At 33.2% G+C, this 12,412-nt stretch carries 11 protein-coding genes and 1 pseudogene; 1 reads left to right on the forward strand and 11 read right to left on the reverse strand.

The genetic code is table 11. The annotated features are described in order from the left end of the window. Positions 1-50 precede the first annotated feature (50 nt). The 11 genes and pseudogenes from rpsA to K5I29_RS06645 form a co-directional block, all read right to left on the reverse strand. Complete coding sequence (gene rpsA, locus K5I29_RS06600; RefSeq protein ID WP_264435104.1) at positions 51-1,826, reverse strand: 30S ribosomal protein S1; 1,776 nt, start codon at positions 1,824-1,826, stop codon at positions 51-53. Positions 1,827-1,986: 160 nt separating this feature from the next. Next, the gene (locus tag K5I29_RS13540; RefSeq protein WP_394358590.1) at positions 1,987-2,409 is read right to left on the reverse strand and encodes a DUF2752 domain-containing protein; all 423 of its coding nucleotides are present in this window, start codon (positions 2,407-2,409) and stop codon (positions 1,987-1,989) included. After that, entirely contained in the window at positions 2,409-2,711 is a 303-nt protein-coding gene (locus K5I29_RS06605; RefSeq protein WP_264435105.1) for a CD225/dispanin family protein, read from the reverse strand. Before K5I29_RS06605 ends, K5I29_RS13540 begins: the two co-directional genes overlap by 1 nt. A gap of 16 nt (positions 2,712-2,727) precedes the next feature. After that, on the reverse strand, positions 2,728-3,000 hold the full coding sequence (locus K5I29_RS06610) for a CD225/dispanin family protein (protein ID WP_264435106.1): 273 nt from the start codon (positions 2,998-3,000) through the stop codon (positions 2,728-2,730). 24 nt (positions 3,001-3,024) lie between these two features. Then, on the reverse strand, positions 3,025-3,282 hold the full coding sequence (locus K5I29_RS06615; RefSeq protein ID WP_264435107.1) for a CD225/dispanin family protein: 258 nt from the start codon (positions 3,280-3,282) through the stop codon (positions 3,025-3,027). A gap of 90 nt (positions 3,283-3,372) precedes the next feature. Then, a pseudogene (locus K5I29_RS06620) lies at positions 3,373-4,757 on the reverse strand (nucleoside permease). 85 nt (positions 4,758-4,842) lie between these two features. Further along, complete coding sequence (gene cmk / locus K5I29_RS06625) at positions 4,843-5,529, reverse strand: (d)CMP kinase (RefSeq protein WP_264435108.1); 687 nt, start codon at positions 5,527-5,529, stop codon at positions 4,843-4,845. 324 nt (positions 5,530-5,853) lie between these two features. Further along, positions 5,854-8,313, reverse strand: coding sequence for an endopeptidase La (gene lon / locus K5I29_RS06630; RefSeq protein WP_264435109.1), 2,460 nt, complete (start codon positions 8,311-8,313; stop codon positions 5,854-5,856). A 153-nt stretch (positions 8,314-8,466) separates the two neighbouring features. After that, entirely contained in the window at positions 8,467-9,174 is a 708-nt protein-coding gene (locus K5I29_RS06635; RefSeq protein ID WP_264435110.1) for a hypothetical protein, read from the reverse strand. 28 nt (positions 9,175-9,202) lie between these two features. Next, positions 9,203-10,534, reverse strand: a complete 1,332-nt coding sequence (locus tag K5I29_RS06640) for an MFS transporter (protein ID WP_264435111.1) — start codon at positions 10,532-10,534, stop codon at positions 9,203-9,205. Positions 10,535-10,604: 70 nt separating this feature from the next. Then, the gene (locus tag K5I29_RS06645; RefSeq protein ID WP_264435112.1) at positions 10,605-11,420 is read right to left on the reverse strand and encodes a M48 family metallopeptidase; all 816 of its coding nucleotides are present in this window, start codon (positions 11,418-11,420) and stop codon (positions 10,605-10,607) included. Between the two features lie 124 nt (positions 11,421-11,544). Here K5I29_RS06645 and K5I29_RS06650 point away from each other — a divergent pair, with 124 nt between their 5' ends. Then, entirely contained in the window at positions 11,545-12,411 is an 867-nt protein-coding gene (locus K5I29_RS06650) for an alpha/beta hydrolase (protein WP_264435113.1), read from the forward strand. The last annotated feature ends 1 nt before the right edge of the window (position 12,412 follow it).

Genomic DNA, 12,412 nt, shown 5'->3' on the forward strand with positions numbered 1-12,412 from the left:
TAAAAAAGCCACCCGAAAACGGATGGCTTTTTCTATTAGGAATGAAAAGATTAGTTATTATCTTTTTCCATTTTTGCTTTTAATTCAGCTAAAGCATCAATATCACCTAAAGTAGTTTTTTCTACAGCATTTGTGTTATTGTTGTTAGAAGATTTTTCTTCTTGAGCTTTAACATTTTTTTCTTCTTCCTCACGGAAAATAGCAGTGTGAGAAGCAACTACACGTTTGAATTCTTTATTGAATTCAATTACTTTGAAATCAGCAACATCACCTTTTTTCAATTTCTTACCGTCTTCTTTTTCTAAGTGACGAGTAGGAATGAAAGCAACGATATCGTCACCAAACTCAACAGTAGCACCTTTATCAACTACTTCAGAGATAGCTCCGTTGTGGATTGTTCCAACAGCAAAAGCTTCTTCATATTTATCCCATGGGTTTGGAGTAGTTTGTTTGTGACCTAAAGATAATTTACGACCTTCAACGTCTAATTCTAAAACAACTACGTCTAATTTATCACCTACAGAAACAAACTCAGATGGGTGCTTAATTTTCTTAGTCCAAGATAAGTCAGAAATGTAAACTAAACCGTCAATTCCTTCTTCTAATTCTACGAAAATACCAAAGTTAGTAAAGTTACGAACTGTACCTGTATGTTTAGAACCTACTGGGTATTTTTCAGCAATATTATTCCAAGGATCTTGAGTTAATTGTTTGATACCTAAAGACATTTTACGATCTTCACGATCTAATGTTAAGATAACAGCTTCTACTTCATCACCAACTTTTACGAAATCTTGAGCAGAACGTAAATGTGTAGACCAAGACATTTCAGAAACGTGAATTAAACCTTCAACACCTTCAGCAACTTCAATAAAAGCACCGTAGTCAGCTAAAACAACTACTTTACCTTTAACTTTATCACCAACTTGTAAGTTAGCATCTAAAGCATCCCAAGGATGAGCGTTTAATTGTTTTAAACCTAATTGGATACGTGTTTTCTCATCATCAAAATCTAAGATAACAACGTTTAATTTTTGGTCTAATTCTAAAACTTCAGATGGGTGATTAATTCTTGACCAAGATAAGTCAGTGATGTGGATTAATCCGTCAACACCTCCTAAGTCAATGAATACACCGTATGAAGTGATGTTTTTAACAACACCTTCTAATACTTGTCCTTTTTCTAACTGACCGATAATTTCTTTTTTCTGAATTTCGATATCAGCTTCGATTAACGCTTTATGAGAAACAACTACGTTTTTGAATTCGTGGTTAATTTTTACCACTTTAAATTCCATAGTTTTGTTTACATACTGATCGTAATCACGGATAGGTTTAACGTCAATTTGAGAACCTGGTAAGAAAGCTTCAATACCAAATACGTCAACGATCATACCACCTTTTGTACGACATTTAACGAAACCATTAACAATTTCTCCTGTATCGTGAGCAGCAATAACTCTATCCCAAGCTTTAATTGTACGAGCTTTACGGTGAGATAATACTAATTGTCCATTTTTATCTTCTTTAACGTCGATTAAAACTTCAACTTTGTCACCAACTTTTAAGTCAGGATTGTAACGGAATTCGTTTAATGAAATAACACCTTCAGATTTAGCGTTGATATCAACGATAGCGTCTCTATCAGTGATTCTAACTACAACTCCTTCTACAACTTCTTCATTGTCAGTTGAGATGAAAGTTTTGTCTACTAATTCTTCAAATTGTTGTAATTGAGCTGTATCTACTGCGTCAATTCCTTGTTCGAAAGTATCCCAGTTAAAGTCAGCTAAAAACTGTTCTTGTGTTTTTGTAATTTCAGACATGTCTAAAATTTTTGGTTTTGTATTCTGGTTTTCTCAAGTTTTTTCGCGCTAGAAAATCACAGAAGTTGTTTTACATAAAAAATTAAATACCTATTTAAACTTTTCGCGCCAAAAGGTTTGCAAAGATAATATTTTATTTTTAATGCAACACGTTTTTTTATTAATTATTTGGATTTAAAAACGTTAAAGATAAAAAAGGTAAGTTACGTAGTACAAAATACAAACAAATAACCACTAAAAGACATTTAGAAAAAAAAGGTGAATATAGTAATTGTATCTGCTTCTTTTTTTCGAATATAAAGTTGTATAAATACAATCCAAACATATAAGCTAAAAAAGGAAAACAAATTATCAATAACGGGTTATATAAAAAAGCTTCTTGCAGATGTAAATGTAACAAGGCATGAATAGCTCGCTGGGTACCACAACCAGGGCAAACCAACCCGAAAAAAGAATACGAAGGACATTTCGGAAACGGAACGCCTTGCATGGTAGGGTTATAAAAAAAATAGATAAATAAAAAAGCTCCAAATACAAGTAAAGTGGAGCTAAATTTTAATAAAATACGTGTTTGTTTTTTCATTAATAATTTTCAGCAAAAACACCCGCCATTCCAACAAAAACAAAAAATATCACATACAACACCCATAAAACACATGCTGCAACTGCGCTATAAATAGCAAAATTTTTAGCAGCTTTTGATGCTTTATGCGCTTCTTCAAAACGGCCTTGTGACCATAATGTATTTACGTTAGAAGATTTTACAATTGAAACAATACCTAAAGGCATACAACAAAGTATGGTAGATAATATAGCCCAAACTAAATAATTGTCGGGTGCTTGACCAACTTCTTCAAACGAACTTCTTGAATTATGATTTTCCATTTATATTTAATATTTATTAAACTGCAAATAAGTAAATTGAACTTAACATCATTACTAATGATAAATACGTTACGCTACCAACCGTTAAGCCAATTATTGTAGTTACGCGAACAAAAAAAGCAGTTTGTTTTGCTTCTTCATAAAATCCTTTTTTCCAAAGTTTATTTACCTTTAAAGCCTTTAATAAGGCAATAATGCCTAAAGGGAAGAAAAACAACAAGGTTAAGCAAGCCCAAACCATATAATTGTTGGGTGCTTGGCACAAGTGAGTAAGGGACAATTTTTCCATTTAAATGTACTAAGGTTAGCGCGATTAATAGTTGATAATAATGATAAGCCACAATATTCCACCCACAATTAGGGCAAGTTGACCGAACTTTAGGGCATTGTCCGATGCAATTCTGGCTTGTTCATACTTTTTTTGATTCCAAAGTTTAGATACTTTTATTGCATTTAAAATAGCAACAATACCTAACGGTGCAAAGCAAATAAAAGTTGAAAGAATTGCAAAAAAAAGATAGTTATCTGGTTTAATAAAATCGTCATAAAGATCAGCTTTGCATTCTTTCATAAAAAAATCTAAATTTTGTTAAAATAAATGTAAATAATAAAAAATAAAAAAGCAAGGCATAAAGCCTTGCTTTTTTATTTTTTATACAAATTAATGTTTTATATCATTAATTTCTGTCAAACCTGAATTGTGCTTGTGTTTAAAGAAAAGAGCAAAAAGAATTGCTATGACTAAAGAATACAAAGCAAAACAATACCAAATATTTGACCAATCTTTCATATAAATTTCACTTGATAAATTTCCTATCGCATCCATGTTTACAGAGTTTTTAGTAAGAAAATTAATAAAATGATCATTACTTGTATCTGTTTTTAAAAAGGCAGCCAAGTCATTAGTGTTAGTAAACTGCTTCGTAAAGTATTTATCTATTAACCAACCTGATGTTAAACTGCCAAAAACTGCTCCAAATCCGTTGGTCATCATCATAAATAAACCTTGGGCTGAAGATCGAATTTTAGAATCGGTATTGGTTTCTACAAATAACGAGCCCGAAATATTAAAAAAGTCAAAAGCCATACCATAAACCACGCACGATAAAATAATCATCCACAGCCCATCCGTTGGGTTACCTAATCCTAAAAGTGCAAAACGAAGCACCCAAGCTAACATTGATATTAACATTACATTTTTAATACCGTAACGTTTTAAAAAGAAAGGAATCGCTAAAATAAATAAGGTTTCTGATATTTGAGAAATAGACAATATAATGGTTGAATATTCTACTACAAATGAATTGGCATATTTAGGAAAGTGCTTAAACTCATCTAAATAAACATCACCATACGCGTTGGTTAATTGTAATGCACCACCTAAAAACATAGAGAAGATGAAAAACAATGCCATTTTATAATCTTTAAATAACTTGAAAGATTCTAAACCGAATTGTTGAATCCAGGATGCATTTTTGTTGATTAAATGTTGTGGTTTACATTTTGGAATAGCAACCATAGAATAAATAGCCAAAACAGCCGCTGCAACACCGGCAATATAAAATTGATTTGCGCTGGCTTTACTTCCGGTTAAATTCGTTATCCACATGGCAACAATAAAACCAACAGTACCCCAAACACGAATTGGCGGAAATCTTTTACCACATCACCACCTGATAATTTTAACGAGGTATACGAAATAGAATTATTAAGCGCAATGGTTGGCATGTAACAGCACATGGCAGCAAACATAACCCAAAAAAACTGCGTTGGCGTATTTACAGATGGTAAATAAAACAATACAGCTGCGTATAACAAATGTAAACCTGCATAAAGTTTTTCTGCATTAATCCAGCGGTCGGCAATAATACCGGTAATGGTTGGCATAAATAAAGAAGCAAAACCCATAGTGGCAAAAATTGCTCCAAATTCTGCTCCACCCCAGCCTTTAGTACCAAACCAGAAATTTCCGATCGTTATTAACCAAGCTCCCCAAACGAAAAGCTGTAAAAAGTTCATTAATATGAGGCGATTTTTAATGCTCATTGTAGTAATAATTTATTTTTAGTAAAGAGTTTGTATAAAAAAAGCCAATACAAAACAGCAAGGTTTTGTATTGGCTAGCAATATTTTAGTTTAATAAAGATTGAACAAGTTGCATAACTTGCTCGTACTGTTCGTCTTTAGATAAGTTAGAATTATCTATTGCAATAGCATCTTCAGCTTTAATTAACGGAGAATCAGTGCGTGTAGAATCAATTAAATCACGTTCTTGCACGTTTTTTAAAACCTCATCATATGCAACGTCATCGCCTTTTGCAACAAGTTCTTCGTAGCGGCGTTTTGCGCGTGTTGCAGCATCAGCTGTCATAAACAACTTTAAATCAGCATCCGGAAAAACAACCGTACCAATATCGCGGCCGTCCATAACAATGCCTTTATCTTTGCCCATATTTTGCTGCTGTTCTACCAACTTAGCCCGTACTTCAGAAATAGCAGCTATTTTGCTTACTTGGTTCGAAACTTCTAACGATCGAATTTGCTTTTCAACATTTTCACCGTTTAAATACATTTCTGCAAATCCTAATGTTGGGTTGTACACAAATTTAAGCTGTACATTAGGTAAGGCAGCAATTAAATCTTGTTTTAACAACTGCTTGTCATTTACCCAATTATTTTGCATGGCATACAAAGCAATTGCTCGGTACATAGCGCCCGTATCTACATAAACATACCCTAGCTGTTTTGCAATTTGCTTAGCTAAGGTGCTTTTTCCTGTTGATGAGAATCCGTCTAAAGCAATGGTAATTTTTTTCAAAGTAACTTATTTTAGTAAAAAAGATACTATTTTCTGGCGCAGATTTTGTCTAATATAATGAATTTAAATTAGTTAAAAACGTAGTTTTATTGCAAAAAGTTATCAAATTTAACAATAAGATAAACAACAAAAATACGCAACCTTAAAAAGGTAACGCTAAAAATAGTAATCAAAAGGCAAATGCCTTTGGCAAAATTACTTAAAAATATTGGTATTTAATTCAATTTCTAAGCGGATGCGAAGATAATTGTTAATCTTGACAAAAAATAAAAAAAGGAGTTTTAAATACTTTCAAAACTCCTTTTTTAATATTACGCTATGTAGTTAGCTAATTTTAAATTCTTTAGGATTAGCTACATCCTCATTAGTAACGGCAATTTTAATTACCTCATCCATTTTTGTAACGTAATGAAAGGTTAAACCTTCTAGATATTCTGTTTTAATTTCATCAATATCTTTTTTATTATCGGCACATAAAATGATTTCGGTAATGCCCGAACGTTTAGCAGCTAATATTTTTTCTTTAATTCCGCCAACTGGTAAAACTTTACCACGTAAAGTAATTTCACCCGTCATAGCCAAATTGGTTTTAACACGTTTTTGTGTTAAGGTAGAAATTAAAGAAGTTAACATTGTAATCCCAGCACTTGGTCCGTCTTTTGGTGTTGCACCTTCTGGCACGTGCATGTGAATGTTATATTTTTCAAAAACTTCAGGTTTAATATTGTATTCATCGGCATGTGCTTTAATATATTCTAAAGCAATGGTTGCCGATTCTTTCATTACCGTACCTAAGTTTCCGGTAATAGATAATTGCCCTTTTCCTTTTGAAGCGATAGATTCGATAAACAAAATATCTCCACCAACGCTGGTCCAAGCTAATCCGGTAACTACGCCGGCAACATCATTATTTTCGTATAAATCTTGTTCCAATTTTGGCGTACCTAAAATTTTAACAATATCGTCTGGTGTTAATGTACGGTTATAATCTTCTTTTAAAACAACAGATTTAGCTACATTTCTAACTACTGCTGCTAATTTTTTATCTAAACCACGAACACCAGATTCTCGTGTATAACCGGTTACAATTTGTCCAATTTCTGGTTTTTCAATACGCAACTGCGTTTTAGTTAATCCGTGTTCTTTTAATTGTTTAGGAAACAAATGTTGAGAACCGATTTCAATTTTTTCTTCAATGGTATATCCTGACATATGAATTACTTCCATACGGTCACGTAATGCCGGCTGAATGGTTGACATATCGTTTGATGTTGCAATGAACATAACTTTAGATAAATCGTATCCCATTTCTAAGAAATTATCGTAGAAATCTGAATTTTGTTCTGGATCTAAAACTTCTAATAAAGCAGAAGATGGATCACCGTTGTGAGAATGCGACAGCTTATCAATTTCATCTAAAACAATTACTGGATTAGATGTTCCTGCTTTTTTAAGCGATTGAATGATACGCCCTGGCATAGCACCGATGTAGGTTTTACGATGCCCACGTATTTCAGATTCATCACGTAAACCACCAAGTGAAATACGAATATATTCACGTCCTAAAGCTTCTGCAATAGATTTTCCGATAGATGTTTTACCAACTCCTGGAGGTCCGTATAAACATAAAATTGGCGATTTCATGTCTTTACGTAATTTAAGCACAGCTAAATGCTCAATAATACGTTTTTTAACATCTTCTAAACCAAAATGTTCACGATCTAATATTTTTTGCGCTTTATCTAAATCAAATTTATCGCGAGAATATTTTTGCCACGGTAAATCTAAATACAATTCTAAATAATTGCGTTGCACTCCGTAATCAGGCGATTGCGGATTCATGCGTTGCAATTTGGCAATTTCTTTTTCAAAATGTTTCGCTACTTTTTCGCTCCACTTTTTGGTTAAAGATTTTGCCTTCATTTGTTCTATTTCTTGCTCATTAGAAACGCCACCCAATTCGTCTTGAATGGTTTTCATTTGCTGATTCAAGTAATATTCTTTTTGTTGCTGATCTAATTCTACACGAACTTTGTTTTGAATATCGTTACGTAGTTGCAGTTTTTGCAACTCGGTATTCATGAAACGCAACAAATTAATGGCTTTATCTTGCAGGTTATTATTTTCTAACAACTGCTGCTTTTGACTAACGCTTATGGTAAGGTTAGAAGAAACAAAGTTGATTAAAAACGGATTGCTTTCAATATTTACAATAGCCGATGATAAATCGGTTGGAATGTTTCCGTTTTCTGAAATGTATTTAACCGCTGTATCTTTTATAGCATCAACCGTGCTAACAAAAATTTCATCGTCAGCTGCTGGTCTTTCTTCAACCAAATCAATTACGGTTGCTTTTAAATACGGTTCGTTTTCAATAACCTCATCAACCTGAAAGCGTTTTTTACCTTGTAAAATAACCGTCATGTTGCCGTCTGGCATATTAATAACGCGTAAAATACGAGCTACGGTTCCTACTTTATAAATATCGTCAGCCCCCGGATTTTCGATCTTTTCATCAATTTGAGAAACTACACCAATATTTTTATCGTTGGCATTGGCTTCTTTAATTAATGCAATTGATTTTTCTCGACCTGCCGTAATAGGAATTACTACTCCAGGAAAAAGCACCATATTGCGCAAAGGCAAAATGGCTAATTCATTGGGTACAATTTCTTGATTCATTTCTTCTTCTTCTTCCGAAGTTAATAAAGGAATTAAATCTGAATCGGCATCAAGTTCTTGAAGTGACATGCTGTCAATTGTTATTATTTTATTTTTAGACATATGTTTTTTTTAAGACATTTTGTCATTTACCTAAATTTTAGATAAATAACATTTGTTTTTAATTTACTGACTGTGAGCGCATTTATAAACCTCGCAATCAAATTACCATGTAGTTTACTTAAATATGTCAATCTTTATGCCATATTTAAACTACTAAAAATCGGATTGATTTTGATACAGTTGATAAGAAACAATTCTGTAGGTTGTATTTTGGTTTTCATTAATAATGCTAACCGGCCCTACTCCGGGCTGAAACCAGATTTCGCGGTTCACAACATATTCTTTATCATTCCATAAATAGGTATAGGTATTTTTTACTTTAGTTACTTCAGTAAATACGTATCCCCCAACAGCTTCTAATACATATTTATCAAGCACTTCTGACGTTGCGGTAACTTGAATTTGTTGAACAACATCTGGATAAGTAAGTTGAATGGTTGATGTTGTAGTTAATAAATCACCTATATTACTACGTTCTATTGCAATTGGAATTGCAAATTCAGAAAACTGAACTTCTTGCTCGTTAACCCATTGCTTGGTAGCTACTATTTCTAAATAATAAACATTTTGATCGGCGTATATATAAGTTACAGCGGAATCGGCAACAAAAAAAGGAGGCGTAAAAAACGGCATCAACCCGTTTACATAATAATGATTGGTTTGATTGGCTAAAAAAGAAGAATCTATAACAATTGTTTTGGGTATGGTATCTTTACCCAAGCTCCAGGTATTAAAATTTTCTAACGGCCATAAACTAACCGGAACCTCTGGCAAAGTTGGATTGGTATCAAAATCATTATTTGAGCAAGCCGAAAAACAAATTGCAACGACTAAAAGGAGTAAACCAACTATTTTTTTCATGTACTATTTATTATACAAACGATTAGATTTAATAATTATTAGCTTTTTGCCACTTTTTAACGCGCAACAGTAAATAAATACCTACGGCAAAGAAAACCATTAAAAAAACAATAGCATTACGCATACTGCCTGTAATTTGATCTATAGCGCCATAAATTAGCATACCAATTACAATTCCAACTTTTTCGGTCACATCATAAAAACTAAAAAACGAGGTAGTATCTTGCGTATCTGGTAAAAACTTAGAATAAGTTGAACGTGATAACGATTGAATGCCTCCCATTACCAAACCAACAAATGCTGCCGTTATGTAAAAATGCACAGGCAAGGTTACCCAATAAGCAACCAAACATATAACCAACCAAATGGTATTTATAAAAATTAGTGCTTTTACATTACCAACTTTAGCAGATAATTTTGCTGTTAAAACAGCTCCTACCACAGCAACAATCTGAATTAATAAAATACTTACAATTAATCCTACTGTTTTTTGCTCATCATTTGCCCAAGCAATTTCTTGTTCACCAAAATACGTAGCAACTAACATTACGGTTTGTACCGCCATGCTATATACAAAAAAAGCAACTAAATATTTTTTTAATACTGGTGTATGTTGCAAGCTTTTCCAAACTTTTTTTAGCTCAGTCACGCCAGACCAAACTACATTTTTAGTTACCTTACCTTTTGATGCAAAAACAGGTAAATATTTAAAGCTATATTGTGCAAAAACAATCCACCAAACTCCAACAGTAATAAAAGCAATTCGCATTCCTTTTTGCGCAGCTAATTGTGGGGTTGCTTCTTGTATGCCAAAAAAATCAGGTTTCATAACCATAACCAAATTAACCAACATAAGCAATACGCTACCAATGTAACCCATTGAATAACCTTTTGCGCTAACAGCATCTTGTTGTTCTGTAAAAGCAATATCGGGTAAGTACGAATTATAAAAAACTAAACTTCCCCAAAAACCAATTAATCCGCCATAATACAAAAACAAACTAAAATAAATATTTTCTAGGCTAAACCAATATAACCCCATGGTACACAATGCTCCAAACCAGCAAAAAAATTGCATAAAGCCTTTTTTACTTCCGGTAAAGTCAGCTATTCCTGATAAAATAGGTGATAAAATAGCAACGGTTAAAAAAGCAAATGCGGTTACAAAAGATATTAGTGCAGTTGATTTAAAAGTAATTCCGTTCAAATCAATATAATCAGATCCGTGCAGGCTAAAAAGCATACCGTAAAATATAGGAAAAATAGCTGATGCGATAACCAAGCTGTAAACCGAATTGGCCCAATCGTAAAACGCCCAAGCATTTAATAGTTTTTTTGATCCTTTAGGAAGATTTTGCATGCTGTTTTTATTTAAATAACAAAAGCTGCCTGAAATAGACAGCTTTTAAAAGTAGAAATTTTATTTTGATTTATTTAAAATTAACTCCAAATTTTGCAGCTTCTGCTTTTGCTTCTGGAATTAAGGCTTTAATATCGTTAATACGCGTTTCATTGCTTGGGTGCGTGCTCAAAAATTCAGGGGTTGAACCACCACCTTGCGCAGCCATTCTTTCCCAAAAAGGCACAGCTTCTTCTGGGTTATAACCTGCAATCGCCATTAAAGTTAATCCAATTCTATCCGCTTCAAGCTCATGTTTTCTACTAAAAGGCATCATACCGCCATATTCTGTTACGGCACCATAAGCAGTCATAGCAACTTGTTGTGTTACGGCACTTTTTTCGCCAACAGCCGCTTGCGTAATTGCCGATCCAGCTTGTTGTAATTTAGCCGCACTCATACGTTGTTGGCCGTGATTTGCCAATGCGTGAGCAACTTCGTGCCCCATAATAGTTGCAATTCCAGCATCTGTTTTTGCAACAGGCAAAATACCAGTATAAAAAACAATTTTACCACCCGGCATACACCAAGCATTTAATTCGTCCGACTGAACCAATGTATATTGCCATTGGTAATCTTTTAAATAATCAGCATATCCATTAGCAGTTAACCATTTTTCAGAAGCTTCTTTAATTTTATTTCCAATATTTTCAACACGTTTTGCATCAGCAGTACCTTTTACCACTTTATTTTCGGCAATAAAATTAGAATATTGTTGAAATGAAGATGGAAAAATTTCGCTATCGGGAACCAACGCCATGGTAGATTTACCCGTAAACGGATTGGTAGCACATGCAGCAAGTAACAAAGCCCCCGAGCAGCTTAATAATGTTGTTTTAATTTTCATAAGATTCAATGTATTTTAGAAGACTAAAATTAATACTTTTTTTTTAAATAATTTATTACAACGTTTCGTTTCTTCAAAATATATATTTAAGCTAAATTGCATGCATTCGGATAAATAAAAGAACATGACATCAGCAGAAAAAAATAAACAACCTTCTTTACAAATACCCAAAGCTATTGTAACTACTGCAAAATTGTTAGAAAAAGTTGCTCCAAGTTTGCTTTTAAAATTTGCCTACAAGTTATTTATTACGCCAATTAATTATCCTACGCCAGAGCGCGAAAAGGACATGATAAAAAATTCGGTTATAGAAACTTGTTATATTCCTGCATTTAAAAAAAAAGTTGCGGTTTATAAATACAAAAATCCGGATGCTTTAAAAAAGGTTTTATTGGTGCATGGTTGGTCTGGCCGTGGTACGCAATTATTTAGCATTGCTAAAGAAATGGCTAAATTGGGTTATCAGGTAATTAGTTTTGATGGCCCGGCACACGGTAAATCTGAAGGTAAAAAAAGCACTATGAAAGAATTTATACAGACCATTCAGGAAGTAGATAAACAATACGGTCCGTTTGAATTTGTTATTGGCCATTCATTAGGTGCTATGGCTGTTGCAAACGCGCTTAACGAAGGTTTAGTTGTTAAAAAAGCTGTGCTTATTTCGGGCGGTGATATTGTTACCGATGTTATTGCAGATTTTGTTGATCATTTAAAAGTTGACACCAGCTACAACAAAAAATTACAAGATAAATTTGAAAAGGAATATCAATTAAAAATGAACGATTATTCGGTTTCTGCTGTAGCAAAAAACATTACCATTCCGTGCTTAATTATTCATGACACAACCGATACCGATGTTAAGGTTGAAGCAGCGTACAACATCCATAAACATCTACCAGGCAGTGAATTGGTAATTACTGAAGGTTTAGGGCACCGTAAAATTTTGGGTGATAAAACAGTAATTCAAAAAATAATTTCTTTTTTAAACTAGA

Origin of the sequence: Flavobacterium agricola (assembly GCF_025919725.1) — a bacterium.
GTDB classification, from domain to species: Bacteria; Bacteroidota; Bacteroidia; order Flavobacteriales; family Flavobacteriaceae; genus Flavobacterium; species Flavobacterium agricola.

Bases quoted from the DNA above. Each gene is read 5' to 3' on its own strand.
- rpsA (WP_264435104.1), bottom strand. From the start codon at position 1,826: ATGTCTGAAATTACAAAAACACAAGAACAGTTTTTAGCTGACTTTAAC.
- K5I29_RS13540 (WP_394358590.1), bottom strand. From the start codon at position 2,409: ATGAAAAAACAAACACGTATTTTATTAAAATTTAGCTCCACTTTACTT.
- K5I29_RS06605 (WP_264435105.1), bottom strand. From the start codon at position 2,711: ATGGAAAATCATAATTCAAGAAGTTCGTTTGAAGAAGTTGGTCAAGCA.
- K5I29_RS06610 (WP_264435106.1), bottom strand. From the start codon at position 3,000: ATGGAAAAATTGTCCCTTACTCACTTGTGCCAAGCACCCAACAATTAT.
- K5I29_RS06615 (WP_264435107.1), bottom strand. From the start codon at position 3,282: ATGAAAGAATGCAAAGCTGATCTTTATGACGATTTTATTAAACCAGAT.
- lon (WP_264435109.1), bottom strand. From the start codon at position 8,313: ATGTCTAAAAATAAAATAATAACAATTGACAGCATGTCACTTCAAGAA.
- K5I29_RS06635 (WP_264435110.1), bottom strand. From the start codon at position 9,174: ATGAAAAAAATAGTTGGTTTACTCCTTTTAGTCGTTGCAATTTGTTTT.
- K5I29_RS06640 (WP_264435111.1), bottom strand. From the start codon at position 10,534: ATGCAAAATCTTCCTAAAGGATCAAAAAAACTATTAAATGCTTGGGCG.
- K5I29_RS06645 (WP_264435112.1), bottom strand. From the start codon at position 11,420: ATGAAAATTAAAACAACATTATTAAGCTGCTCGGGGGCTTTGTTACTT.
- K5I29_RS06650 (WP_264435113.1), top strand. From the start codon at position 11,545: ATGACATCAGCAGAAAAAAATAAACAACCTTCTTTACAAATACCCAAA.